28 protein-coding genes are annotated in these 26,694 nt (G+C 43.0%); 22 read left to right on the top strand and 6 right to left on the bottom strand.

The window, feature by feature from the left end:
* The first annotated feature begins 49 nt into the window (after positions 1-49).
* Positions 50-832, top strand: coding sequence for an arginase family protein (locus JQM81_RS06635; protein ID WP_235232754.1), 783 nt, complete (start codon positions 50-52; stop codon positions 830-832).
* A 75-nt stretch (positions 833-907) separates the two neighbouring features.
* On the opposite strand, the gene JQM81_RS06630 is transcribed toward JQM81_RS06635, so the two are convergent.
* Positions 908-2,236, bottom strand: coding sequence for a Na+/H+ antiporter NhaC family protein (locus JQM81_RS06630; RefSeq protein ID WP_235232753.1), 1,329 nt, complete (start codon positions 2,234-2,236; stop codon positions 908-910).
* Between the two features lie 181 nt (positions 2,237-2,417).
* Between JQM81_RS06630 and JQM81_RS06625 the strand changes: the two genes are divergently transcribed.
* From JQM81_RS06625 to JQM81_RS06555, 15 genes are all read left to right on the top strand, one after another.
* The gene (locus JQM81_RS06625) at positions 2,418-3,080 is read left to right on the top strand and encodes a Crp/Fnr family transcriptional regulator (RefSeq protein WP_235232752.1); all 663 of its coding nucleotides are present in this window, start codon (positions 2,418-2,420) and stop codon (positions 3,078-3,080) included.
* A 169-nt stretch (positions 3,081-3,249) separates the two neighbouring features.
* On the top strand, positions 3,250-4,275 hold the full coding sequence (locus JQM81_RS06620) for a molybdopterin-binding protein (protein ID WP_235232751.1): 1,026 nt from the start codon (positions 3,250-3,252) through the stop codon (positions 4,273-4,275).
* Between the two features lie 10 nt (positions 4,276-4,285).
* A complete protein-coding gene (locus tag JQM81_RS06615; RefSeq protein ID WP_235232750.1) occupies positions 4,286-5,314 on the top strand; it encodes an XdhC family protein in 1,029 nt (342 codons plus the stop codon).
* A gap of 16 nt (positions 5,315-5,330) precedes the next feature.
* Positions 5,331-6,296 carry a GTP 3',8-cyclase MoaA gene (gene moaA / locus JQM81_RS06610; RefSeq protein WP_235232749.1) on the top strand — a complete coding sequence of 322 codons (966 nt, stop codon included), beginning with the start codon at positions 5,331-5,333 and terminating at the stop codon, positions 6,294-6,296.
* 133 nt (positions 6,297-6,429) lie between these two features.
* On the top strand, positions 6,430-7,245 hold the full coding sequence (gene modA / locus JQM81_RS06605; RefSeq protein WP_420370569.1) for a molybdate ABC transporter substrate-binding protein: 816 nt from the start codon (positions 6,430-6,432) through the stop codon (positions 7,243-7,245).
* Positions 7,246-7,250: 5 nt separating this feature from the next.
* Positions 7,251-7,955, top strand: a complete 705-nt coding sequence (gene modB, locus JQM81_RS06600) for a molybdate ABC transporter permease subunit (RefSeq protein ID WP_235232747.1) — start codon at positions 7,251-7,253, stop codon at positions 7,953-7,955.
* A gap of 16 nt (positions 7,956-7,971) precedes the next feature.
* Complete coding sequence (locus JQM81_RS06595; protein ID WP_235232746.1) at positions 7,972-9,045, top strand: sulfate/molybdate ABC transporter ATP-binding protein; 1,074 nt, start codon at positions 7,972-7,974, stop codon at positions 9,043-9,045.
* A gap of 87 nt (positions 9,046-9,132) precedes the next feature.
* A complete protein-coding gene (locus JQM81_RS06590; protein ID WP_235232745.1) occupies positions 9,133-9,711 on the top strand; it encodes a xanthine phosphoribosyltransferase in 579 nt (192 codons plus the stop codon).
* 123 nt (positions 9,712-9,834) lie between these two features.
* Positions 9,835-10,533 carry a selenium cofactor biosynthesis protein YqeC gene (gene yqeC, locus JQM81_RS06585; RefSeq protein WP_235232744.1) on the top strand — a complete coding sequence of 233 codons (699 nt, stop codon included), beginning with the start codon at positions 9,835-9,837 and terminating at the stop codon, positions 10,531-10,533.
* A 3-nt stretch (positions 10,534-10,536) separates the two neighbouring features.
* Positions 10,537-11,361, top strand: a complete 825-nt coding sequence (gene yqeB / locus JQM81_RS06580) for a selenium-dependent molybdenum cofactor biosynthesis protein YqeB (protein ID WP_235232743.1) — start codon at positions 10,537-10,539, stop codon at positions 11,359-11,361.
* An 81-nt stretch (positions 11,362-11,442) separates the two neighbouring features.
* Positions 11,443-12,843 carry a uracil-xanthine permease family protein gene (locus tag JQM81_RS06575; protein WP_235232742.1) on the top strand — a complete coding sequence of 467 codons (1,401 nt, stop codon included), beginning with the start codon at positions 11,443-11,445 and terminating at the stop codon, positions 12,841-12,843.
* A 23-nt stretch (positions 12,844-12,866) separates the two neighbouring features.
* Positions 12,867-13,661 (top strand): FAD binding domain-containing protein, encoded by a 795-nt coding sequence (locus tag JQM81_RS06570; RefSeq protein WP_235232741.1) that lies wholly within the window; start codon positions 12,867-12,869, stop codon positions 13,659-13,661.
* Positions 13,661-14,119 (top strand): (2Fe-2S)-binding protein, encoded by a 459-nt coding sequence (locus tag JQM81_RS06565; RefSeq protein WP_235232740.1) that lies wholly within the window; start codon positions 13,661-13,663, stop codon positions 14,117-14,119. The genes JQM81_RS06570 and JQM81_RS06565 overlap by 1 nt, the downstream gene beginning before the upstream one ends.
* Before the next feature lie 4 nt (positions 14,120-14,123).
* Entirely contained in the window at positions 14,124-16,415 is a 2,292-nt protein-coding gene (locus JQM81_RS06560; protein WP_235232739.1) for a xanthine dehydrogenase family protein molybdopterin-binding subunit, read from the top strand.
* Positions 16,408-16,986, top strand: a complete 579-nt coding sequence (locus tag JQM81_RS06555) for a nucleotidyltransferase family protein (RefSeq protein ID WP_235232738.1) — start codon at positions 16,408-16,410, stop codon at positions 16,984-16,986. The genes JQM81_RS06560 and JQM81_RS06555 overlap by 8 nt, the downstream gene beginning before the upstream one ends.
* Before the next feature lie 7 nt (positions 16,987-16,993).
* Here the strand turns inward: JQM81_RS06555 and JQM81_RS06550 are convergent, their stop codons facing one another.
* A complete protein-coding gene (locus JQM81_RS06550; protein ID WP_235232737.1) occupies positions 16,994-17,521 on the bottom strand; it encodes a YczE/YyaS/YitT family protein in 528 nt (175 codons plus the stop codon).
* A 105-nt stretch (positions 17,522-17,626) separates the two neighbouring features.
* On the opposite strand from JQM81_RS06550, the gene JQM81_RS06545 reads away from it, so the two are divergent.
* The gene (locus JQM81_RS06545; protein WP_235232736.1) at positions 17,627-18,517 is read left to right on the top strand and encodes an AraC family transcriptional regulator; all 891 of its coding nucleotides are present in this window, start codon (positions 17,627-17,629) and stop codon (positions 18,515-18,517) included.
* A gap of 185 nt (positions 18,518-18,702) precedes the next feature.
* Positions 18,703-19,506, top strand: a complete 804-nt coding sequence (locus JQM81_RS06540; protein ID WP_235232735.1) for an SDR family NAD(P)-dependent oxidoreductase — start codon at positions 18,703-18,705, stop codon at positions 19,504-19,506.
* 71 nt (positions 19,507-19,577) lie between these two features.
* Here the strand turns inward: JQM81_RS06540 and JQM81_RS06535 are convergent, their stop codons facing one another.
* The 3 genes from JQM81_RS06535 to JQM81_RS06525 all read right to left on the bottom strand — a co-directional run bounded on the left by JQM81_RS06535 (position 19,578) and on the right by JQM81_RS06525 (position 22,347).
* On the bottom strand, positions 19,578-20,096 hold the full coding sequence (locus JQM81_RS06535; RefSeq protein ID WP_235232734.1) for an ECF transporter S component: 519 nt from the start codon (positions 20,094-20,096) through the stop codon (positions 19,578-19,580).
* 132 nt (positions 20,097-20,228) lie between these two features.
* Positions 20,229-21,089 (bottom strand): phosphoribosylaminoimidazolesuccinocarboxamide synthase, encoded by an 861-nt coding sequence (locus JQM81_RS06530; protein ID WP_235232733.1) that lies wholly within the window; start codon positions 21,087-21,089, stop codon positions 20,229-20,231.
* 388 nt (positions 21,090-21,477) lie between these two features.
* On the bottom strand, positions 21,478-22,347 hold the full coding sequence (locus JQM81_RS06525) for a LysR family transcriptional regulator (RefSeq protein ID WP_235232732.1): 870 nt from the start codon (positions 22,345-22,347) through the stop codon (positions 21,478-21,480).
* 181 nt (positions 22,348-22,528) lie between these two features.
* Here JQM81_RS06525 and JQM81_RS06520 point away from each other — a divergent pair, with 181 nt between their 5' ends.
* The 4 genes from JQM81_RS06520 (at position 22,529) to pfkB (ending at position 25,437) form a co-directional block, all read left to right on the top strand.
* The gene (locus JQM81_RS06520; RefSeq protein ID WP_235232731.1) at positions 22,529-23,194 is read left to right on the top strand and encodes a CatA-like O-acetyltransferase; all 666 of its coding nucleotides are present in this window, start codon (positions 22,529-22,531) and stop codon (positions 23,192-23,194) included.
* Positions 23,195-23,219: 25 nt separating this feature from the next.
* Entirely contained in the window at positions 23,220-23,438 is a 219-nt protein-coding gene (locus JQM81_RS06515; protein ID WP_235232777.1) for an aspartate dehydrogenase, read from the top strand.
* A gap of 128 nt (positions 23,439-23,566) precedes the next feature.
* A complete protein-coding gene (locus JQM81_RS06510; protein ID WP_235232730.1) occupies positions 23,567-24,496 on the top strand; it encodes a DnaJ C-terminal domain-containing protein in 930 nt (309 codons plus the stop codon).
* A gap of 32 nt (positions 24,497-24,528) precedes the next feature.
* On the top strand, positions 24,529-25,437 hold the full coding sequence (pfkB, locus tag JQM81_RS06505) for a 1-phosphofructokinase (protein ID WP_235232729.1): 909 nt from the start codon (positions 24,529-24,531) through the stop codon (positions 25,435-25,437).
* Positions 25,438-25,470: 33 nt separating this feature from the next.
* Here pfkB and JQM81_RS06500 read toward each other — a convergent pair whose 3' ends face one another.
* Entirely contained in the window at positions 25,471-26,622 is a 1,152-nt protein-coding gene (locus JQM81_RS06500) for an FprA family A-type flavoprotein (protein WP_235232728.1), read from the bottom strand.
* Positions 26,623-26,694 lie beyond the last annotated feature (72 nt).

The raw sequence follows: 26,694 nt of genomic DNA, 5'->3' as shown, positions 1-26,694 counted from the left end.
GGCCCTTTTTCAGTTTATTACTGTGTGTCAGATCCCTGAAGAAAGAGGTGTGAAAGAGTTGGACAAGGCGCAGAATTTGATTCTTGATTTTACACATGTTTATCCAGAAGATATTGAGAGTAAAGTTCAGGATATCCGAAGAGTTGATCTGAGTGACATCAGAGGTACAAATATGTATTGCACGGCGGAAGCGAAGCGAGAGATCCGAAAGCGGCTGACTTCATATGGGCCGGGAGGGATTCATTTTCTGGATAATGGGAACTATCATTATGTTACAAAGTTATTCGCGGAGAAGATTCGGGTTCCATTTTCCCTGGTATTGTTCGATTATCATAATGATATGCAGCAGCCTATGATACATGAGTTGACGAGTTGTGGAAGCTGGGCAGGTGAGATGCTTTCAGATAATCCATATTTAAAGCAATTAATTTTAATAGGACCCAATAAGGAAAGTATAAGGGAAATACCGGAAAAATTTAAGGAAAAATTAGTCTGTGTCAGCATGCGGGAGATAGAAGCCAAGACAATTGAAAAAGACCTGAATCAGATACAAAAGGAACTTCCTGCATATATTTCCATTGACAAAGATGTGTTGGACCGGTATGGCGCAAGAACCAACTGGAACCAAGGCGGTATGTCCGTAGATACCTTACAGAAGCTGCTTTCGGAAGTTTTTCGTCATCAGAAAGTAATCGGAGTTGATATCTGTGGAGAATGTAGTCTGGAAGAGCCTTTTTCGCAGCTTGTAGAAGATGAAAAAGTGAATGGAACGACCAATGCAATCTTGTATCATTTTCTTTCAAAATATTTTTCTGAAAAATATGAGTATTGAAAACAATGTGAATATTAGCTAAAAATGCAAATAAAATAAATAGATTTTTTCTTTCACCGGGGGGGACAATTCCTATCATACTTCAACCGCCTCTTTTGCATGCTTTTTCTTAGATTTCCCAGTAAATAATATAGAAAGAATCGCAATGATTGCCACGATATACTGGTACCAGCAGAAGGAGATTACCTGGAATGGGCTGTTCAGATTCTCAAGCATTGCGCAGGCAAACAGAATCTGTGCACTGTATGGCAGGATTCCCTGGAAGACACAGGCAAATAAGTCGAGTAAGGATGCGGTACGTTTTGGATCCACATCATATTCTTCACTTAATTCTTTTGCTACATTGCCGGTCACCAGGATGGATACGGTATTATTGGCTGTTGCAATATCTGCCACAGAGACCATGGCGGCAATCCCTGCTTCTGCGGTGTGCCTGTTCTTGATGACTTTTCGGACCATCTGCAATACCCATTCGATGCCGCCTTCTTCCTCTACCATGGCAGCGAGACCGCCCATCATCATGGAGAGCAGAAAGATCTCGAACATGCCTGTGAATCCGGTATAGATATGATTCGCGAACTCCAGGAGCGTAAAGCTTCCCATCGCAATGCCGATTACTCCTGAGAATACGATTCCTCCGGTCAACACAAGGAACACGTTCAGCCCCAATAACGATGTCCCGAGAACGAATACATACGGTAATACTTTTATAAAACTAAAAGAATACTCGGCAGCTTCCGGCACAACATCTGGCCTTCCGAAGATAAGCAGAAGTACAACAGTGATGATCGCAGCCGGAAGTGCGATCGCAAAGTTGGAACGAAACTTATCCTTCATCTCTACGCCTTGTGTGCGGGTCGCTGCAATTGTCGTATCTGAGATCATAGACAAGTTATCTCCGAACATGGCGCCACAGATGGTTGCTGCAACGACCAGATATACATTCAGGCCGCCGGCTTCGGCAAGCCCTATGGCGATTGGAGTGACCGCAACAACCGTCCCCACAGATGTTCCGGTAGAGATTCCGATGAACCCTGAGATAACAAATACACCTGCAGCAACGAATTGCGGCGGCAGAACAGACATGCCAAGATTTACCACCGCGTCAACACCGCCCATCTCACTGGATACAGTAGTAAATGCACCTGCAAATAAGAAGATAAAGCACATCGTCATAACATCGGTGTGACCACAGCCTTTTAAGAATGTCTCCAGTTTCTCATTGATCGTTCCTTTGAATAAGATAAATGCAGTTATAACGCCGATAACCGCTGCAACCGGAGTGGGAAGCTGATAGAATGCCATTTCCACTCCCTTTGCATTCAGAACGATACCAGTGATCAGATATACCCCAACAAAAACCCAAAATGGAAGGAATGCCTTCCCACTAATTTTCTTCTCCATATTACCTCTCTTTGTACATACATTTTCTTTCTTTTTTATATTTCATAACTATGTGTTTCTGTACCATAACATGGACATCTTATAAAGTCAACAGCTCTTGTTAACGATTTGATGCGATAAACTGGATTGGGAGCGCTTTTTGTTGTAGAATAAAAATCAAGAATGTGAGGAGAGATTATCTATGGAAATGAGGAATGAATTATATCATTGTCTATTATTCTGTGAGATGAATCAGGAAAAGGTAAAAAATATCCTCTCTCGTTTGAATGGAAAGACGAAAAATTATCAGAAAAATGAAATTGTTGTTGAAGAAAAGAACAGAGTGGATGAAGTGGGAATCCTTCTTTCCGGTGAGATCTGTAAAGTGCAGTATTATTCTGATGGGACAGAGCAGATGGTACAGAAGCTCAAGAGATCCTATATGGTTGGTCTGGAGATTGCAGTGAGCCTGAAAAAGACAAGTCCATACACCATGTATGCGTCGCTGCCATCGACTGTATATTGGTTCCCGGTCAGATACATTGAGGAACCGGGAATGCTGGAAGAGGCAGATCGGATATTTCTATATCAGCGTATCGTGTACTTTCTTGCCAACGAAGATATCCGAAAATATCGTAAGATCGAGATATTATCATCGAAAAGCGTAAGGGAAAAGATCGAAAAATACCTGAAGATACAGAAGATCCGATATAAAAGTAATGAATTTGACATAGACTTTAATCGGGAACAGCTGGCGAATTATCTGGGACTGAATCGAAGCGTGCTGTCCCATGAATTAAAGAAGATGGAAAAAGAGGGATTATTGATTGTAAGGAAAAATCACTTTATTTTGTTGCAGATATAGATATGGAAAATCTAAGAATAAAAGTTGCCTGGACAACGTAAATGCGACTGTATTTTTGCTATACTTATGTTGGTCAGAGCAGCAAAGATTGAATGAATGTAGAATTCACAAGAACCATCGGTGCAGGCCGATGGTTTTTGTTATAAAAATCATAAAGAAGGGAATCAAGATGAAACTGGTAAAAACAGAAGACGCAGTAGGACAGGTATTATGCCATGATATTACGCAGATTATAAAAGGTGTGACCAAGGATGCGGTATTTCGCAAAGGTCATGTAGTGACAGAAGAGGATATTCCGGTGCTTCTGTCCGTAGGAAAAGAACATCTTTATGTCTGGGAAAAAGAAGAAGGTATGCTACATGAGAATGAAGCGGCGGAGATATTAAGGAGGATCTGTCAGGGCAATGGAATGCATCCATCCGAAGTAAAAGAAGGAAAGATTGAGCTGATTGCAGATATGGATGGTGTACTGAAGATAGATATAGACAAGCTGAATCGTGTCAATGCACTGGGAGAGATGATGATCGCCAGCTGCCATGGGAACTTTCCGGTAAAAGCAGGAGATAAGATCGCAGGAACCAGGGTGATTCCGCTGGTCATTCATGAGGACAAGATGAAGAAGGCAGAAGAGGTGGCTGGAGAGGAGCCAATCTTCCAGATTCGCCCTTATACGAAGAAAAAGGTTGGAATCATTGCAACAGGAAGCGAAGTCTATCGAGGACGGATTCAGGATACATTTACTCCGGTAGTCCAGGAGAAGCTTGCTGAGTATGGGATTACAGAGACAGATCATGTGATCTGTGATGATGATCATAGAATGATTACGGAAGCGATCAAGGTTATGCTCGAGAAGGGATGTAATATGGTCATATGTACTGGCGGCATGAGCGTAGATCCGGATGACCGGACACCGCTTGCAATCAAGAATACAGGAGCAGACATTGTGACGTATGGTGCGCCGGTGCTTCCGGGAGCTATGTTTCTCTTGGCATATTATCAGGGAGATATTCCGGTCATGGGACTCCCAGGATGCGTGATGTATTCAAGGAGGACGATATTTGATCTGGTGCTTCCGAGGATTATGACCGATGAAAAACTAACGGCAGACGATCTGAACTGTCTGGGACAAGGAGGCTTGTGTCTGTCATGTCCGGTCTGCACATTTCCGAATTGCGGTTTCGGAAAAGGAATGTAGGTGAATCTGTATGAAGACATTGTTTGAAGCGATAGAGCAGACGGATTCTGATTTACGCAGGATGGTCCTGACAGTAATCGATGAAGAGTTCCTTGCGGAAAAAGCAATAACTGTTGAAGGCAGGATTGTCTGGGAGAGCAGGCCAGGTGGATTCTTTGTAGAATATCAAAAAGAGATTCAGGAACTTAGAGATTGTGGAGTCATTGAACTGGGAGGTCATCGGGTGTTCTGTGATCTGTTGGGAGAGGATAAAAGAATCGTGATCTGTGGTGGGGGACATGTGTCTATTCCGGTAATTATGTTAGGAGTCATGATGGGATGTGAAGTGACAGTGCTGGAAGATCGTCCATCTTATGCAGACGATGCCAGACGCGCAGGAGCTACGACCGTCATCTGTGAGCCGTTTGAAAAAGGGCTTGAGAAGGTCTCTGGCAGTGCCGATACTTTCTTTGTAATCGTGACCAGAGGACACCGCTATGATCAGATCTGCCTGGAAAAGATTGCGCAAAAAGAGCATGCTTATATAGGAATGATTGGAAGCCGGAAAAGAACGGCTATGGTGAAAGAAAATCTGAAGGAAAAAGGAATCGATTCAGCTGTGCTGGATGCCGTTTATACGCCAATCGGCCTGAACATCAATGCAGAAACGCCGGTGGAGATTGCGGTTGCAATTATGGCAGAGATCATACAAGTAAAGAATCGACAGAAGAGATCCGGAGGATACACGAAAGAAATGATAAAAGCAGTTCTGGAACAGGAACCGGATCATAGCCCCAAAGTACTTGCAACTATTGTTGCGAGAAAGGGTTCTGCACCGCGGGGAATTGGGACGAAGATGTTGATTCTGTGCAATGGAAAATGTATCGGAACGATTGGCGGCGGATGTATGGAAGCAAATGTCATACAGAAAGCACGGCTTATGGTTGCGACAGGCATGCCAAAGGCACGTATCTGTCAGGTGGATATGACAGGAAATGATGCCGAAGAAGAAGGCATGGTCTGCGGAGGCGTGATCAGCGTGTTGTTGGAATTGATATAGGACAGGAGGTGCAGGAATGCTGGATGGACAGGGAAGAACCATCGATTATATGCGGATATCGATTACCGACAGATGCAATCTGAGGTGTCGGTATTGTATGCCGAACGGGATATCTTGGGTTCCGATGGAGCAGATCCTTACCTATGAAGAGATAAAAGCACTGGCAATTGAAGCGGCAGAACTTGGAATCCGCAAGATTAAAGTCACTGGCGGAGAACCGCTTGTCCGAAAGGGATGTCCGTCCCTTGTGGGGATGCTTAAGAGTGTTCCTGGGGTCGAACAGGTTACACTTACGACCAATGGCGTGTATCTGGAAGAATATGTCGAAGAATTGAAAGATCATGGGCTGGATGCTGTGAATGTCAGTCTGGATACACTCAATCCGCAGCGTTTTTATGATATCACCGGGAGAGATGATCTGAAGAAAGTGTTGGATGGAATTGAGGCCGCATTAAGAGAAAAGATTCCATTGAAAGTAAATGTCGTTCTGCAAAAGGGACAGAATGAAGACGAATGGATGGATCTTGCTTCGCTTGCAAAAGAGCGTAAGCTGGATGTCCGATTTATTGAGATGATGCCGATTGGATATGGAAGAAACTATGAATCGATACCGAATGAAGAGATTCTTCGCAAACTGGAAGTCTGTTACGGTCCGCTGAAGAAGGATATGCAAGTTCACGGGAATGGTCCGGCAGTCTATTATCAGGTGCCGGGATATGAAGGAAGCATAGGATTTATCAGCGCAATGCATGGGAAGTTCTGCCAGTATTGCAACCGAATCCGTGTGACTTCCACTGGGGAGATTAAATCTTGTCTTTGTTATGAGGACCGGATATCCGTAAGAGATGCATTGCGGGCAAATGATACAGAAGAGGTCCGGCGCCGGCTGGCACTTGCTATCCAGAATAAACCGGCAGCACATAAGTTTGAAATACAGGAGCTGATTACGGAACAAAAAGAAATGTCATCTATAGGTGGTTAGATATAGGTGTAAGAATCTGTATCAGAAAATCATGTGTTCAAAATAAACAATGAAAAACACGCGATCAGGAGGAAAGTAAATGAAAAAGAGAACATTTATGAAGAGACTCGCAGCAGTCGCAGTAGTCGTTGCTATGGCAGCAGGACTGATAGCTTGTAGAGCAAAAGAGGAAGAAACAGGCAGTGAAACGGCGGAAGAGACAGAGATTCAGGTATTCATTGCAGCCAGCCTGAATACCGTTATGACAGAACTTGCCGAGATGTACAACGAAGAACATCCGGAAATAAAGATTACTTATAATGCGGACAGTTCTGGTACATTGTTGACTCAGATTGAAGAAGGTTATGAATGTGATATCTTCTTTTCAGCAGCACAGAAACAGATGGATCAGTTAGAAGAAGACGGGCTGGTCGTAGATGGAACAAGAGCGAATGTTGTGAATAACCAGGTGGTAGTTGTTACATTGAAAGACAGTGGAACCAAGGTAACAGGACTTGAGAATATCGGAGATGCAGAGAACATCGCACTGGCAGGCGGAAGCGTTCCAGTAGGAAAATATACCAGACAGGCACTGGTCAATCTTGGAATCCTGGAATCTGTAGATGATGTATCTACGATTACAACAGAGCAGGTATCTGAAGCACTTGGCGGTGTAGAGATCAGTGAACAGGATAATGTAAGCAAAGTGCTTGCAGCAGTTGTAGAAGGGTCCTGTGAAGTAGGAACAACCTATTATTCTGACACATATGGTTATGAAGATGACTTGGATATTCTGGAAACAGTAAGTTATGATCTGACTGGAAATGTAATCTATCCGATCGCTCAGGTATTCAATGAAGAAGCAGATGATGCGCAGACCAAAGCAGCAGAAGATTTCTTAAAGTTTATCTTATCTGACGAAGCAAAAGCTGTATTTGATGCATATTATTTTGATACAAATGTAGAGTAAAACTTATGGAAACAGTAACAGAGATACTGAAGAATCTGGACTGGAGTCCCCTGATCATATCGCTGAAAACAGGTGTGGTGGCTACGATTATTTCATTTTTCCTTGGAATCTTTGCTGCAAGGAAAGTGATAAAGACGACGCCGGGAAAGAAAGCAGTGATTGATGGGATTCTGACTCTTCCTATGGTTCTTCCACCGACGGTTGCGGGATTTTTCCTGTTGTTGCTTTTCAGTAAGCGGCGGCCTCTTGGAATCTTCCTGTATGAACAATTCGATATTAAAGTGGTACAGACTTGGCTTGGGTGTATTATAGCAGCGACCGTTATTGCATTTCCTCTGATGTATCGAAATGCGAGAGCTGCATTTGAACAGATTGACGTGAATCTGGTCTATGCCGGAAGAACTCTTGGTATGTCCGAGACGCAGATCTTCTGGAAGGTGGTCGTCCCGACGGCGGGTCCGGGGATTGCATCTGGCACGATCCTGACATTTGCACGTGCACTGGGAGAATATGGAGCGACATCCATGCTCGCAGGAAATATTCCAGGGAAGACCGGAACAATCTCTCAGAAAATTGCCATGGTCATTCAGGATGGAGATTACCTGACTGCAGGAATCTGGGTTGCAATAGTGATTTTGATCGCGCTTGTGATCATTGTGCTTATGAACCTGATATCAGGGAAGAAGATGAAGAATATCAAGAGATGGTAGAAGGAGATCGCATAAAATGGGAATAACCGTTGATGTAAAAAAGAAATTAGGAGAGTTCTGCCTGGATATCCGGTTCCAGAGTGAGGCTTCCCGTATTGGTATTCTTGGAGCATCCGGGTGTGGGAAAAGCATGACATTGAAAAGCATTGCAGGGATTGAAACTCCAGATGAAGGCGAGATCGTCATCAATGATCATGTCGTGTTTGACTCAAGACAAAAAGTAAATATCAAGCCCCAGAAGCGCAATATCGGATATCTGTTTCAGAATTATGCGTTATTTCCCACTATGACGGTGAACAGAAATATTGCGGCCGGATTAAAAGGAACCAGGCAGGAGAAGCAGGAACGGGTACAGGAGATGATCCGAAGATTCCAGTTAGAAGGCCTGGAAGAACGGCTTCCGGGAGAATTGTCCGGTGGACAGCAACAGAGGGTTGCACTTGCTAGAATTATGGCATATGAGCCGGATGTGATTCTTCTGGATGAACCCTTTTCTGCATTGGATATGTTTTTAAAAGACCGTCTGCAGCAGGAACTGATGGAGATGCTGGAAGGATATCATGGAATTGTAGTTATGGTGTCCCACAATCGGGACGAGATTTATCGGTTCAGTGAAGATCTGTTGATCCTGGATCAGGGAAGAGTTGTCACGAGTGGAAAGACCAGAGACATCTTCGATCATCCGAGACGAAAAGTAGCTGCCCGGTTGACCGGATGTAAGAATTTTTCCAGAGCGAAGCGGTTGGATGAACATACAGTAAAGGCATTAGACTGGGGCGTAGAGCTGAAAACAAGGAACAGGATACCTGAGGATACAACGTGGATCGGCTTTCGGGCCCATGAGTTTCTTCCAATCTGGGGAGAACGAATAGAAAACTGTATCAGAGTTCAAGTGGCTGGAACCGCGGATCTTCCATTTGAAAAGAACTTTTATCTAAAGCCAGAGACAGAACAGCTGCAAGATGTGCGTGCAGAGAATATCTGTTGGTTTCTTCAAAAAGACAAATGGGAGGTCTTGAGTGAAAAAGGAATGCCGGATTACCTTCAATTTCCAGAGGAATACCTGCTGTTTCTGACTGATGATTGCTAGAGGAAATTCCTTTCTTTATTATTTACAACAAAACTGGAAGCTGTTATAATTTTGTTTAAATAAACATAGAAAGAAGAACAAACAGACATGGAACTTTTAAAAGAACGTATTCGAAAAGACGGGGTTATTAAGCCTGGGAATGTACTGAAGGTAGATAATTTTCTGAATCATCAGATGGACATCCAGCTTTTCAATGAGATAGGGAAGGAATTTAAGCGTCGTTTTGCAGACGTAAAAGTGGACAGAATCTTAACAATTGAGGCATCAGGTATTGGAATCGCTGCAATTGTGGCGCAGTATTTTGACTGCCCGGTCGTTTTTGCGAAGAAGACACAGTCCATTAATCTTGATGGTACAATGTTATCCGCGCAGATTGAATCTTTTACACATAAGCGGACATACGATGTAATTGTAGCAAGTCGTTTCATTCAACCGGGAGAAAATATTCTGGTCATTGATGATTTTATGGCAAATGGATGCGCTGCGATGGGGCTGGTGAAGATCATTCAGGAAGCGCAGGCGAATGTTGTGGGAATCGGAATCGTGATTGAAAAAGGATTCCAGCAAGGTGGTGCGAAGTTAAGAGAGCAGGGATTACGAGTAGAGTCTCTGGCAATTGTTGACGATATGGATGCGGATGCGCAGACCATTACATTTCGGGAATAAGAAAGAATGATATATTACAGGTGGGATGAATGCCCACCTGTCTTTGTATTTCTATCTATCTGAAAGAAACTGCAAGTGACAGGTCCTATAAGGTGTAAATATAGATATCAGAGGACGGTAGAGATGTTAGAGAGATTTCCATTTTTAAAAGAAAAGGGGCATGTGATATCGCTTGTCGGGGCAGGTGGAAAGACAACGCTTATGTATGCGCTTGCCAGGCAATTTACGAAAATTGGAGCCAGGACGCTTGTTACGACAACGACACACATATATAAGCCGAAGGAGAAATTGTGGGCATGTAGTTCTGAAGAAATACAGAACTTATGGAGACAAGGCTCTTATGCGGTTGTAGGAGAGGCCGCAGAAGAAGGAAAACTGGCAGGCCTTCCTGCCCAGGAGCTGTCAGCGTATGCTAAACTGGCGGATATTATCTTGATTGAGGCGGACGGAGCAAAGAGGATGCCTTGCAAAGTGCCGGCTGACCATGAGCCGGTATTGTTAGAGGATTCGGATATTGTTGTTGGTGTAATGGGAATGGCTGCATATGGAAAGACTATAGAAGAAGCTTGTTTTCGTAAGGAAGAAGCAGCTCGCCTGTTGGGGATAAGGAAGACGGATCTGCTGACGGCAGAGCGAATGGCGGCCATTCTGGAATCAGATAAAGGAACCCGGAAGAATGTAGGATGCCGAGATTATTATGTCGTCCTGAATCAGTGTGACAACGAAGTCAGAAGGCAGGCGGCTGAAAAGATTCGAAAGCTATTAGAGAAACAAGGAATTCATTCTTGTGTTCTGATGAGCTTTGGAGAAGAGAGGAATTGACAGATGAAGGATAGATTAATCATTGTCCGGGGCGGCGGAGACCTTGCGACAGGAACGATTCACCGCTTGTGGAGTGTGGGACTTCCAGTTCTGGTCCTGGAGACAGCGCATCCGGCTGCAATCCGGAGACAGGTGTCCATCTGTGAGGCTGTATATGATGGACAGACCGTGGTGGAAGGAATGAGAGGAATCCGAATCCATCATTGGAAAGAAGCATTTGACATCATGGAAGAGGGGAATGTTCCGGTTCTGGTTGACCCGATGGGAGAGGTAATTCAAAAGATGCGTTCTCGCGTAGTAGTAGATGCAATTCTGGCAAAGAAAAATCTGGGAACACATCGAAAGATGGCACCACTTACTATAGCACTTGGTCCGGGATTCGAAGCAGGAAAAGATGTGGATGTCGTTATCGAGACGAAGAGAGGACATGATCTTGGGCGAGTGATTCGTAAGGGATGTGCGATTCCCAATACTGGAATTCCGGGCATGATTGGCGGTTATGCTTCGGAACGCGTAATTCATTCCACACAATCAGGAATATTTCATAATATCTGTAAGATTGGAGATATTGTAAATGTGGGTGAAGAAATTGCATGGATCGAGCAGTCGGATGGAAGCAGATGTCCGGTGTTGGCATCCATTCCGGGAATTCTTCGGGGACTGTTAAGAGAGGGCTATTCGGTTCCGAAAGGATTTAAAATTGCAGACATTGATCCAAGAAAGGAAGAACTGAGCCATTGCTTTACAATATCGGATAAGGCAAGGTGTATCGCGGGAAGCGTTCTGGAGGTAGTCGTTTCTGATTTTGATCGAAAAATATTTTTTTGATAGATAAATATAATTTTTCCCAAATTCATAGAGTTTTCTGATATAATGGACTGCGTAAAAATTCTAAGGAGAGAGGATATTATGGGAACAAATAATACGAATGAAAATACTCTTATGAGCAGTCCATATCAATTTGAGGGGCGAATCCCGTTAAAACAGGCAATTCCGTTAGGGCTTCAGCATGTTCTGGCAATGTTTGTGGGTAATCTTACCCCGATTCTTATTATTACTGCGGCTTGCGGATCAGAAGATTTTGCGGCGCTTCAGGTTACATTGCTTCAGAATGCAATGTTGATTGCTGGTATTGTAACATTAGTACAGTTATTTGCAATTGGACCTATCGGTGGAAAGGTGCCGATCATCATGGGAACCAGTTCTGGATTTATCGGTGTATTCCAGAGTGTTGTAGAGATCATGGGCGGCGGTGTCGCAGCTTATGGTGCAATTATGGGGGCAAGTCTGATCGGAGGACTTTTTGAGACTGTCCTTGGTGCGTTCTTAAAACCGCTTCGTCGGTTCTTCCCATCTGTTGTGACAGGTACGGTTGTACTCGCGATTGGTCTGTCTTTGATTGGTGTAGGTGTAAGTTCGTTTGGTGGAGGCTCTTCTGCGAATGATTATGGTTCTATTGAGAATCTTCTGATTGCACTGGTAGTTATGATTATTATTCTGGTATTGAAGCATGGAACAAAAGGACTGACCAGTTCTTCTTGCATCCTGTTCGGTATCATTGCAGGATATATTATTTGTGCAGTGCTGGCAATCTTTTTGCCGACGACTGCAGTCAACGCAGATGGTGTGGAATATACGAAGGCATGGGTCCTGAACTGGGACAAGGTTGCTCAGGCAAAATGGTTTGCAGTTCCGCAGATCATGCCGGTGAAACCGGTCTTTGATATGCGCGCGATCGTGCCGGTTTTAATCATGTTCATTGTTACGGCTGTTGAGACAGTAGGAGATATCTCGGGCTGTATCGAAGGTGGTATGGGTCGGGAAGCAACGGATTCAGAATTGTCAGGCGGTGTTATGTGTGACGGTGTCGGATCTAGCTTTGCAGCTCTTTTTGGCGTATTGCCGAATACATCATTCAGCCAGAATGTAGGACTTGTTACGATGACTAAGATCGTCAATCGTTTTGCATTGGGATGTGGTGCAATATTCTTGATCCTTTGTGGATTGCTGCCGAAGCTTGCTGCACTTGTGTCTATCATGCCACAGTGTGTACTTGGAGGGGCTGCTGTTATTATGTTCTCATCTATTGTTATGAGTGGTATTCAGCTGATCACGAAAGAACCATTGACTGCACGTAATATGACGATTGTATCTGTGGCACTTGGACTTGGATATGGAATTGGTGCGAACAGTGCTGTCCTTTCTGGTCTTCCAAAGGCTGTTCAGCTGATTTTTGGCGGTTCTGGAATTGTTCCGGCCGCATTTGTTGCGATTATTCTGAATGTTCTGCTTCCAAAAGAGGAAGCGTAATATTACATCCGGAGGGTAGAAATATGCTTTCATTTAATCAATATGTTCGGGCACAGAGCCTGGAAGAAGCGTATGAGCTTTGTCAAAAGAAGAATAATGTTGTACTTGGAGGAATGCTATGGCTGAAAATGCAGAGTGGCAATCGTGGTACAGCAATTGATCTGTGTGATCTGGGGTTAGATCAGATTGAAGAGACGCCTCAGGAGTACAGGATTGGAGCGATGGTGTCGCTTCGGGCGCTGGAGAAGCATGCTGGATTGAATGCACTGACACAAGGAGCACTTGCAGAGTCTGTTCAGCATATTGTAGGAGTGCAGTTCCGTAATGTGGCAACACTTGGTGGAAGCATCTATGGACGTTTTGGATTTTCTGATGTTCTGACATTATTTATGGCGTTGGATGCAAAAGTAGAGTTGTATCACGCAGGAATCATGAGCGTGAAAGAATTTGCAGATTTTCCGCGTCAGACCCGTGATATTTTAGTGCGCGTGATTGTGCCAAAGACGGAAAGAAAAACGGTCTATTTGTCCATGAGAAATACAGAGACAGATTTTCCGGTCCTTACCTGTGCATTGTCGGAATTGGAAGGACGTTATACTTGTGTGGTAGGGGCACGTCCGATGAAAGCAGTATTTTTTGACGATGAAAAGCAGATTCTTGCACAAGGGATTACTCTGGAAGTGGCAGAAGCATTTGCGGAGGATATCGCATCCAGAGCAAGATTTGGAAGTAATATACGAGGCGGAGCTGATTACCGCAGAAAAATATGCAGTGTGCTGGTACGTCGTGCAGCACTTGCACTTCAGGAGGTATCATAATGGATATTGAACTGATTCTGAATGGGAAAAAGGTAACGGCAGCAGTTGATCCGGATATGCTGCTGATTGATTTTGTAAGGTCAAAAGGATGTTATTCCGTGAAGCGTGGATGCGAGACTGCTAATTGCGGACTGTGTACGGTTCTGATGGATGATGTGCCGGTGTTATCTTGCAGTGTGCTTGCAGCGCGGGCTTCCGGCCATAAGATTCAGACACTGGAGGGGCTCCAGGAAGAAGCCGAGGAGTTCGTTGGCTTTATTGCAGATCAGGGTGCAGAGCAGTGTGGATTCTGTAATCCGGGATTCGTTATGAATACGATTGTGCTGCTTCGTGAGAATCCCGACCCTACGGATGATGAGATTCGTGCATATCTGGCAGGAAACCTATGCCGTTGTTCAGGATATGAAGGTCAGCTTCGTGGAATTCGTGCATACCTGGACTGGAAGAAAGGAGTGTAGCAGTATGGAACAGAAGTTTAAAACGGTAGGTCAGCCCGTCCGTAAAAAAGATGCTATGCAGCTCTTGCTTGGCAAGCCGGCTTATGTCGATGATATCACTCCGTCTGATGCGCTGGTAGTAAAGGTATTGAGAAGTCCACATGCACACGCTCTGATTGAAGAGATTAAGATAGATACTGCATTGAAAGTGCCAGGAATTGTGGCAGTTTACACTTATAAAGATGTTCCGCAGAAGCGGTTTACCATGGCGGGACAGACTTATCCAGAACCGTCTCCCTATGACCGTCTGTTGTTAGACCAGAGAGTCCGGTTTGTAGGAGACGCTGTTGCCATTGTTGCCGGAGAGACGGAAAAGGCAGTCAATAAAGCATTGAAGATGATCAAGGTGACTTATGAGGTGCTGGAACCGGTACTGGATTTTCGGGCGGCAAAGGATAATCCGATTCTGGTACATCCAGAAGATAACTGGCGTTCCCTGTGTTCGATAGGTGCAGATAATCAGAGAAACTTATGTGCCAGTGAGGTGTCCTCGGATGGAGATGTGGATGCAGTGATGGCAGACTGTGATGAGATCGTAGATCATACCTATCATGTGAAGGCCTGCCAGCAGGCAATGATGGAAACCTTCCGTACTTATACGGAGATTGACCGTTATGGAAGACTTCATGTCATCAGTTCTACGCAGATTGTATTCCACTGCCGGCGTATCATTGCCAATGCATTGGATATCCCGAAGTCTAAAATCCGTGTGGAAAAGCCGCGTATTGGCGGAGGCTTCGGCGCAAAGCAGACGGTAGTTGCAGAAGTGTATCCAGCGTTTGTGACCTGGAAGACGAAGCGTCCGGCGAAGATGATCTATACCAGAGAAGAATGTCAGACGGCAGCCTCTCCTCGTCATGAGATGGAAGTCCATATAAAGCTGGGAGCTTCCAGAGATGGAAAGATCCGGGCACTGGATGTCTATACGTTATCCAATACCGGTGCATTTGGTGAGCATGGTCCTACAACTGTCGGTCTGTCCGGACATAAATCTATCCCGCTTTACACAGGCGGACTGGAAGCTCATCGCTTTGCCTATGATGTTGTCTATACTAATGTCCAGGCGGCAGGAGCTTATCGTGGCTACGGTGCAACGCAGGGAATCTTTGCGTTGGAAAGTGCGGTCAATGAACTGGCAGAACGTCTTCATATGGATCCAATTGAACTTCGTATGAAGAATATTGTCCGTGAGGGTATGGTAATGCCGGCTTATTATGGTGAGAAGGCTAATGCCTGTGCTTTAGATCGCTGTATTGATAAATGTAAGGAACTGTTCCGTTGGGAAGAGCGATATCCGGTTCGTGATATGGGGAATGGGAAAGTACGGACTGCAGGTATGGCTCTGGCAATGCAAGGTTCCTGTATCTCGAATCTGGATGTAGGATCTGCAACCGTTAAGCTTGGCGATGAAGGCTTCTATAATCTGATTATCGGTGCGGCAGATATGGGAACTGGATGTGATACCATTCTGGCGCAGATGGCGGCAGAATGTCTGAATTGTTCGGTAGATGACATAGAGGTCTATGGCGCAGATACGGATTCTTCTCCTTATGATTCTGGGTCTTATGCATCATCGACGACCTATATTACTGGAAAGGCAGTTGAGATGGCCTGTGAAGAACTGAAAGGTAATCTGTGCAAGATTGCTGCAGGAATGCTGGAATGTGAAGAAAGTGAAGTGGAATTTACTGGAGAAGGTGTTCGTAAGTTGGATGGCAGCGGTTTCGTATCAAGATTCGATATTGCTACAAAATCCATGGCAAATAATGAGATAGCTGCCCAGACTACAGCAACCCATAGCTCTCCTGTGTCACCACCACCTTATATGGTCGGAATGGTTGAAATAGAACTGGATAAAGAGACTGGAAAGGTGGATGTGCTGGATTATGTTGCAGTCGTAGACTGTGGAACGCCAATCAATCCGAATCTGGCACGTATTCAGACAGAAGGTGGACTGGTACAGGGAATTGGTATGGCACTTTATGAAAATGTAACCTATTCTCCGACAGGAAGGATCCTGGAGAATTCTTTTATGCAGTATAAAGTACCGACACGTCTGGATATGGGACATCTGCAGGTGGAATTCGAATCCAGCTATGAACCGACGGGACCGTTTGGTGCGAAATCCATTGGTGAGATTGTTATTAACACACCGGCTCCGGCACTGGCGCATGCAATTTACAATGCAACAGGAGTATGGCATCGAACGTTGCCGATTACTCCGGAAAAGATTCTGATGGGGCTTGCAGATGAATAAGCATATTATATATTTGGCGGCTGGAAACAGCCGCCGTTTTGGTTCAAATAAATTATTGCATATTTTTCATGGGAAACCGTTGTACCAATATGGTCTGGATATGGTTTTTAAGTTATGTAAAAAACGGCAGGACTGTTCGCTGTTGGTGATTTCCCAGTATTCAGAGATCTTGCAGTATGCAAGAACAAAAGGAATCCATACAGCAGACAGTCCGGATAGCCGGAAAGGAATGTCTTATACTGTGAAAAGGGCAGTTCAGGCACTTGGCAATATTGCAGAAGAGGATTATATTATGTTTGTCGTGGCAGATCAGCCATATCTGACAGAAAAGACGTTGGAACGCCTGGCAGATCAGGCAGCGCCAGACGTTGAGACAATATCTGCAATATATAAAGGAATTCCGGGAAATCCTACACTGTTCTCCGCCCGACTGATTCCAGAACTTATGGAGTTACAAGGAGATGAAGGCGGGCGGAAAGTAATACGAAGACACGCTTGCATATACGTAGAGGTGGAAGATAAAAAGGAATTATATGATATTGATGAAAAAAGGCAGGTCAGTCCGGATTAAGGGACTGTTACTGTCTTTTCGTATCCGCAGAGTTTTCTTGCGACTGTCTTTGTGAAGAAATTAATAAAAGGTCCCAGACCAAGTGCGCATCCATAATAAGCGAGATGGAGTCATAAGGAGCAATTCCGAGATTAGCCGTCTGATAAAGGGCAGCGGAAAAGGACAGTATGATGACTCCTGTGAACATGAGAATGAATCTGGAGATCATATTATCAGGAGTGGTAAGGAAGTTGTCCAGAATATTTGCCCACATATCAGCAAAAATGCCAACACAGAACCAGTTGAAAAAGGTTCCGATTCCGATCAACTTCCGATTCAGGAAGATTTCCAGAATAAACCATATAGAATTAATGATGATGAGCATGGCAGAAAAAGAAAGTCCGATACATTTGCCGATTGCCATGACCATAGCACTATGTGGGTCATTTCCCATGACAGAGAGTTTAAACAGACTGATGCCCATGCCCATAATAAAAATTCCAAGCAGCATGACAATGAGTCTGCGCCACCAAATCTGATTTTGAAGTTCAATCATATATTACGCCTTCTTTCTATTTATAATAGCATTGTATCATTTGAAATTAGATGATAATATCATATTATAACCTTATTAATAGCACAAAACAGTCAGGAGAAAGAGATGATCTATAAACCCAGAACAGTTTTGACTACGGAAAATGGCGCGGAATTAGGTATGCATGGAACTACCCTTGTTCCTGTCGCTGCATATGATAATGATTTTACGAATTTTGAAGCAATCTGGCACTGGCACAGAGAACTGGAATTTATTTATATGGTAAAGGGAAGTCTGCTTGTATCGCTTCCAAATGAGCAGATCGTTCTAAATCGTGGAGATATAATATTTATTAACAGCGGAGTGATGCATGCAGCTTCTAATGCAGGTGATAAGGAATGCATTTTGCACTCAGTGGTGTTTTTGCCGGAATTTTTGTGCAATGGAGTAGAAGGGGTATTCTGGCAGAAGTATGTATGTCCACTCATAGAAAACTCAAGACTTCATAGCATAATATTTTCAAATGAGTCTGAGAAGAGTGTATGTATGCAAGAATATATGGATCAATTCTGGAAGGCTTGCCTGGATGAACCATTTGGTTATGAATTTGTCATTCGAGAGCAGTTATCGAAGATGATATGTAATGTTGTATCGGAGTACAAGAAAGATATTCGGCCTGTTTCTGCCAAACAGGAAAGAGAAGATGAACGGGTCAAAAAGATGTTGGAATATATCCATGATAATTATATGTCTGAGATTACGACCAAAGTGCTTGCGTCAAGTGCTAATGTCAGTGAGAGTGAATGTCTGCGTTGCTTTCGAAATGTGCTTGGAATCACACCGATTCAATATGTGAAAAAGTATCGTCTGCAGATTGCGGCGGATATGCTGATGACTACAGATTATACAATTACAGGTATCGCAAGTCGTTGCGGGTTTGGACACATGAGTTACTTTGCCAGGGCGTTTCAGGGGATGTTCGGAGTGACGCCAAGGGAGTATAGAAGATATGAATAATACTTCTTTTATTGTAGAATTTGGTGAAAAACATGTCAATAATGTGTTGTAATTAAAAAATTTCTTTTAGTAAATTTGTATAGGTTGATTTATTTTTCTAAATGAGCTATAGTAACATTAACGAATTTATACGCCTTTTTATATTTTTTATAAAGAGTGACATTACAGACTAGGAGGTTTTAGAAATGGACAGATTAAAAGGCAAAGTTGCTATTGTAACTGGTTCAACCAGTGGAATTGGTATTGGAATTGCAAATTTATTTGCAGCAGAAGGGGCAAAGGTAGTTATCTGCGGACGTAGAAAAGAAAAAGGACAGGCTGTTGTTGACAGTATTGTTGAAGCAGGCGGAGAAGCTTCTTATCATTTCATGGATATTACACAGATTGAAAGTGTAGAAGAATTGATCAAAGATACATATGAAAAATATGGAAAGATTGATATCCTTGTAAATAATGCTGCAAATGTTGCATTGAAAGATGGACGTATTGATGAATTGACACTGGAGATGTGGGATGCAATCTTCCAGAGCGATCTTCGCGGAACATTCTATGCTACACAGTGTGTACTTCCTTACATGGAAAAGAATGAAAAAGGTGGTTCTATTATCAATATCGGTTCTATGGCTTCTTGCTCAGGAGACCTTGGCTCTACAGCTTATGCATGTGCAAAAGCAGGTGTTGATATGTTAACAAAGTATACCGCTTTGCAGGTAGGAAAGAAAAATATCCGTTGCAACTGTGTTCGTCCGGGACTTATTGTTACACCACAGAATGAAGCACATGTTCCACAGGCCCTTAAGGATATCTTCTTAAGCAATATCATGGTTAACCGCTATGGATGCCCAGAAGACATCGGTCATATGTGTGTATATTTTGCTTCTGATGAGAGCGAATATGTAACAGGACAGATTATCAATGTTGATGGTGGTATGAATTCTCACGTATCTACTGTTGCTCAGTTTAAAGAATTGAATTCACGTACCTGGTAAGAAAAAGAGATATGGGTATTAAAAAAGAGACGGAGTTTTTTCAAAAATCTCCGTCTCTTTTTGTCATTTTCTTAAGCTACCTGTCGAACTTCAGGAATTGCATTCAGGACTGGATACAGAACACAAGAGATAATGAGTCCGCCAACACCTTGAATGATGTTTGCAGGGATGCTGGCGGCAGAAGCTGAGAATCCATATAAAAATACAGCTTCACACAAAAAGTATCCACCGGCTACCAGCACGATGTCCACTACACCACCAAGGATGACAGCTGTGTAGCGACTTTTAGATGTTGTACCTAATTTCTGGTAGATAAGACCGGAAATCAGGGAAATCAATCCCTTGATGACAAAAGTAATTGGGACATATACAAAGTATCCGCCAAGCAGATCAGCCATTGCAGAACCAATGCCTCCTGCAAGAAATCCCCAGCCTGGACCGAGAAAAACTCCGGCCAGTATTACAATAGCATCACCTGGATGAATATAGCCGCTGGTTCCTGGGGTAGGGATACGTATAGACATCGTGGCAACACAGGCAAGAGCAGCAAACAATGCTGTTGTCACGATCTTTTTTAGATTTGAATTCATAAATAAGACCTCTCTTCCTTTTCCTATGATGTACCATACTTTACAATAGCAATGGCGTGAAATAAATATCCAGTTAATGGAAAAATCAGCAGGCCAGTTTAGAATATAAATCTATGTCCCCGGTTATTTTTATTAAAGCTTCTCCCCTGTAAGCAGCTCATATGCCTGAAGATATTTATCAATAGTCTTTTCTACGATATCATCTGGAAGAGTCCAATTGTTGTCTGGGTTCGCTTTCAGCCAGTCACGTGCGAACTGCTTGTCAAAAGATGGCTGTCCGTGTCCAGGCTCATAAGTATCTGCAGGCCAGAAACGTGAGCTGTCTGGTGTCAGCATCTCATCGCCGATTACGATATCTCCATTTTCATTCAGACCAAACTCAAACTTGGTATCTGCGATAATGATACCGCGACTTAACGCGTAATCTGCACATTTTTTGTAAAGAGCGATGGTACAGTCACGGAGCTTAGTTGCATATTCTTCCCCTTTTCCTGGGAAATACTTCTCCAGATGTTCAATACTCTGCTCGTAAGAAATATTTTCATCGTGATCTCCGATTTCGGCTTTGGTGGAAGGTGTATAGATTGGCTCCGGCAGTTTGTCAGATTCTTTTAAACCTTCTGGGAGTTTGATTCCACATACAGTACCATTTTCCTGATAGCTTGCCCATCCGCTTCCGGTGATATATCCGCGAACGATACATTCGATTGGAAGCATCTGAAGCTTCTTGCACATCATGCTGTTGCCATCAAACTGTGGCTGCTGGAAGAACTCAGGCATATCTTTAACATCTGTAGAAATCATGTGGTTTGGAAGAATGTCCTCTGTAAGATTGAACCAGAACTTAGACATCTGAGTCAGAACAGTTCCTTTTTTGGTTACTTCATTGTTCAAAATAACATCAAAACAACTGATACGGTCAGTAGCGACCATGATTAAGCTATCACCGTTATCATAAATTTCACGTACTTTTCCTTCTTTGATAGGTTTCATTTTACATACCTCACTCTATTTATGTAATATTAATACTCTATATAATAGACAAACAGATTTTCAGATAAAAATCAAGATTATTTTTGAATTTTATACAATTTTTTTTGAAAATATTTGATATAGTAAGAAACATTAGAAAATGTAATGTCAGGATGAAAAAGCTTCATTTCACAAATGTCAGGAAACGTTCTATACTTTAATCAGAAGGAAACATTAAGTGCTTTGTGGGAGGTGTAGACATGATTGGATGGACAATAATTGCAATTGTAGCTGCATATGGATTTGTGAACATTTTCAACAGCGAAAGACATGCACATTAATTTAAGTTAAGTAGATAAAATGACAACCGCAGGGGAATGGCGGTTGTCATTTTTTGTATCAGCGTGGGTTAATCCAGAAGATAATCTTGTGCATATTTGATAAATATTTTCAAGGCAGGGGACAGCTCATCTGATGATGAGATTGCCATGCCCAGTCGCCGGTAAGCACGTGGCTTTAGCGGACGAGCTTCAAAGTTTCCCGTACGCCCTCTAAGAATCATACCGGGTAAAATACTGATTCCAAGATTATGTTCAACCATAGATAGAATGGAAAAATCATTGCTCATGGTGTATTTGATATCTGGTTTTACTTTATATTTTTTCAATAGTCGGTGAACTTCATTGACATAAGTATATTCGGATACTACAAATGGTGTATTCTCGTACCACTCAATGGGAATCTCATCGTATTGCGCAAATGGATGTTCCTTATGCATGACAGCATACATAGGGTCATCAAAGACAGGAATGAATTTATAATTCTGATTCGGCTGATAGCTTGTGAAACCGATATCTACTTTGTGATTCTCGACCCAGTCAGCTAAGTCACGCTCATCTCCTTCAATAATATCAAAAAGAATCTCAGGGTATTCTTTCTGAAAGTTATTAATAATCTCCGGAAGCCAATGGATGGCACAACTAATGTAGGAACCAATCTTTATGGTTCCTTTTTTGGCACCTTTCATAAAAGAAATCTCTTGTTTCAAAGATTCACTGGCAGACAATAGATTACGGATTGCAGGGAGTAATGCTTTGCCTTCGTTTGTCAGAGTAACTCCGTGATGTCTTTTGATGAAGAGTGGAAATCCCACTTCCTGTTCTAAGGATTTCATCATCTGAGTGATTCCAGATTGGGTATATCCAAGGTCTTCACCTGCTTTTGTAAAATTGCCGTAATCTGCAACAGTGAGAAATACCGTTAGCTTTTTCAAATCCATGATGCGGTCTCCTTTGATGAATATTCTGCTATCATACTACAAGTTATTTGTAAGAAAAACAAGATGCATTTGTAGAAAAATCGTGCATTGCGACCGGAGAGTGGTTGAGCTATACTAATACATGTAGAGAAATGTATAGAGTGCAGGAGAGACAATAGATGGAAGAAGTGATGGTGAAGATATGAAGAAGGAATTACCGGCATATGAAAAAATAGATATGGAACATTGGCCACGCAGAGAGCATTTCACTTACTATAGGAATTCTTTGAAATGTGGCTATTCTTTGACTGCGAAGATTGATGTGACGAAGATTCTTCAGTTTGCAAGGTTACATAAAAAGAGATTTTTTGGCTGCTTTTTATATGCGGTTTCAAAGACGGTCAATATGATGGATTCTATGAGGATGATGGTGCCGCCGGAAGGCGGTGCAGGAGTCTGGAAGGTATCTCATCCGAATTTTACAGTATTTCATGAGGATGATGAGACCTTTAGTGATCTGTGGACGGAATACAGGTCGGATTTTTCAGAGTTTTATCAAGGATTTGAAGAGGTCCTCATGAGATATGGGAATCAGCATGGAATTAAGGGAAGACCGGAACAGCCTGCGAACTTCTTCTGTGTCAGCTGTGTTCCGTGGCTTGATTATACCGGATATGCGACCAGCACAGTGGATGCACCTGCTCTTTTTCCTATCATTGTATTTGGAAAATATACGGAACAGGGTGGATGTTATACATTACCTGTGACGGTGACCATCTCCCATGCATCGGCGGATGGTTATCATACCAGCTTGTTTTTTAAAAAATTGCAGGAGAATTTGGAGTTGTTTGATGAGTGCGTGGAATAAGCGTTTGGGATGGTGAGATACAATGATTCATTTATTCAAGAAAAAAGAAGTCATACGAAAAGAATATGATGCCAGGAATCAGAAGCCGGTAATCCATTGCAGTATCTGTACCGGAGAGCAGGTGGCAGGATTCAAGGATATTCATACGGGGAAATTTCAGGATATTATGCTGATTCGGGATGAGTCGGATCTGAAAAAATTCAAAGAGATGTATGGTTTAGGTGATATCCCGAAAGAGTATTAAATCTGCTTAAATCGAAAGGAGCTTCCATTTCTTACTTGAAATTCGAAGAAACAAGTGTTATATTACAAGTAGAACAATGAAATATTCTATATATGTATATGAATTTCCAGGAAAGAAAGGTGAGGACAATGGCAGGAAAGAAAGATTATTATGAAGTACTTGGCGTCGGAAGAAATGCAGACGAAGCTACGATTAAGAAAGCATATCGAAAACTGGCAAAGAAGTACCATCCAGATATGAATGGTGATAATCCTGAAGCGGCTGCCAGGTTCAAAGAAGTAACGGAAGCCTACAATGTCTTAAGTGATAAAGAAAAGAAGAAGTTATATGATCAGTTTGGCCACGCAGCTTTTGACGGCAGTGGAAATACATCTGATTTTTATAAGAATGGAAATGGCAGCTATCAGGAATTCCATTTCGAAGGCGGGGATATGGATGATATTCTTAAGAATATCTTCGGGGATGGATTTAGTCAGAGTGGATTCAGTCAGGGTGGATTCGGTTATGGAGGTTTTCGGCAGAGTAATTTCCGCCAGAAAGGGAAGAATGTATCAGCTGGCATAGAAGTAAGCTTTGACGAGGCGGTATTTGGCTGTGATAAGGTCATTCAGCTCCAGAACCCTGACGGCGTGGTTCAGTCGTTGAAGGTACACGTACCGGCCGGAATTGATACGGGCAAGAAGATTCGGCTTCGCGGACAGGGTATGCCAGGCATGAATGGTGGTGAGGCAGGAGATCTGATGCTGGAAGTAACGGTAGGAAAGAAGCCTGGATATGAGCGCAAGGGTATGGATGTCTATACTACGCTCAATATTCCATTTACAACGGCAGTATTGGGTGGCGAGGTAATCGTTCCGACTCTGTATGGCAATGTGTCCTGTAAGATTCAGGAAGGTACACAGTCTGGCTCGAAGATCCGGCTTCGTGGCAAAGGAATCGTATCTATGAAGAATCCGCAGGTGAAGGGCGATCAGTACGTGACAGTACAGATTCAGGTTCCAAGACACCTGAATCCGGAGGCGAAGCAGAAGCTGCGGGAGTTTAGAGCTGTGGCTTAAGAAGAAAAAGCATAGATTAAGGAGAAACTAAGATGATATATACGGTCACATTTAATCCATCGCTGGATTATATAGTCTCAGTAGATGATTTTCAATTGGGTCTTACAAATCGCACAAGTTCAGAATTGATGTTGCCGGGAGGTAAGGGAATCAATGTATCGACGGTACTGGGGAATCTTGGAATTGAAAGTACAGCATTGGGATTTGTCGCAGGTTTTATCGGACAGGAGATTATCCGCCGTATGGGGGAGATGGGAATACGATCAGACTTTATTGTGCTTGAGAACGGAGTATCAAGAATTAATGTAAAGTTAAAATCTATTGACGGAACAGAAATCAATGGTGCGGGACCAGAGATTAGTGAAGAAGCTGTGGATTGTTTGATGAAAAAGTTAGATATTCTCGGAAGAGGAGACATCTTAGTTCTTGCAGGAAGTATTCCAAAGTCCATGCCGGATGATATCTATAGAAGAATCATGAAAAGACTGGATGGACGCGAAGTTATGATTGTTGTAGATGCAACCAAAGACCTGTTGATGAATGTGCTGGAGTTTCATCCGTTTCTGGTGAAACCTAATCATCACGAATTGGGAGAAATCTTTCAGACAGAACTTAAGACAAGGGAGTCGGTGATTCCTTATGCGAGAAAGTTACAGGCAATGGGTGCTGCTAACGTGTTGGTATCTATGGCCGGAGAAGGAGCAGTTCTGATTGCAGCAGATGGAAAGATATATGATGCTCCTGCACCAAAAGGTACACTGGTCAATGCTGTGGGAGCAGGAGATTCCATGGTGGCAGGCTTCCTTGCAGGATGGATAGAACAGAAAAGTTACGAATATGCATTTCGTATGGGACTTGCAGCAGGAAGCGCAAGCGCATTTTCAGAAATGTTAGCGACAAAAGAAGAAATAAAAAAGTTACTTGGGGACGGGGGAAAATGAAAAACCCCCGTCCCAAATTAGTTTACCGTATCCCTATTTTAATTCTTCAGCCAGTGCTTCTAACTGTGCACGGCTGTCGTCATTGAGTGCTGATAAGATTTTTACGGTTGTGTCGGTGAATGTAAGGTTCTTACTGCCTTCCAGCATCTGTGCCATCTTCTTTGCGGCAGTCGGCGCCCAGGAGCCGTTCTCAATCAGCCCAACGGTACGGTTCTGGTAGTTCCGTTCTGTCAGGTGATTGATGAATTCGCGCATGAATGGGAAGATGTCGTTGTTATAGGTCGTAGTAGCAAGTACCAGTTTGCCATAGCGGAAAGCGTCTTCTACAGCTTCGGCCATGTCTTCGCGAGCAAGGTCACATACAACGACCTTCGGGCATCCTTTTGCTTTCAGCATGTCTGCTAATTCTTCAACTGCTTTCTTTGTATTTCCGTAGATAGAAGTGTAGGCAACCATAACGCCTTCTGATTCTACAGAATAAGAGGACCATATATTATAAAGATTCAGATAATATTCCAGATTCTCGGTAAGGATAGGGCCGTGCAGAGAGCAGATGGTCTGAATATCAAGTTTTGCTGCTTTTTTCAGAAGGGCCTGAACCTGTGTGCCGTATTTTCCGACGATTCCGATGTAATAGCGGCGAGCTTCACATGCCCAGTCTTCTTCAACATCCAGTGCTCCGAATTTTCCAAAGGCATCGGCGGAGAATAATACTTTGTCAAAGCTGTCATATGTTACCATAACTTCTGGCCAGTGAACCATTGGTGCAGTGATAAATGTTAATTCATGCTTTCCAAGAGAAAGAGTATCCCCTTCCTTTACGACCATTTGATGGTCTTTAAAATCATTACCAAAGAACTGCTTCATCATGGCAAATGACTTGGCAGTGGCAACGATAACAGTATCTTTATATATTTCCATGAATTTTGCAATATTCGCAGAGTGGTCAGGTTCCATGTGCTGAATGATCAGATAGTCAGGCGACTTTTCTCCAATCACTGCTCTTAAGTTGTTCAGCCATTCTTCGGTAAAACGGGCATCAACTGTGTCGAATACGGCTATCTTTTCATCGACAATAACATAAGAATTATAGGCCATTCCATTTTCGACAACGTACTGGCCTTCAAAAAGGTCAATATCATGGTCATTGACGCCTATATATTTGATATCGTTCGTAATATCCATTGTAATTCGCTCCTTTTCTTAATCGTTATGGAACATTATAGCATATGTCATAATAAGTGGGTGTATTTTTTT

It is taken from the genome of Faecalicatena contorta (assembly GCF_021531895.1).
In the GTDB taxonomy this organism is placed as follows: Bacteria; Bacillota; Clostridia; order Lachnospirales; family Lachnospiraceae; genus JAFBIX01.
This window is presented reverse-complemented; position numbering and strand designations above follow the sequence as displayed.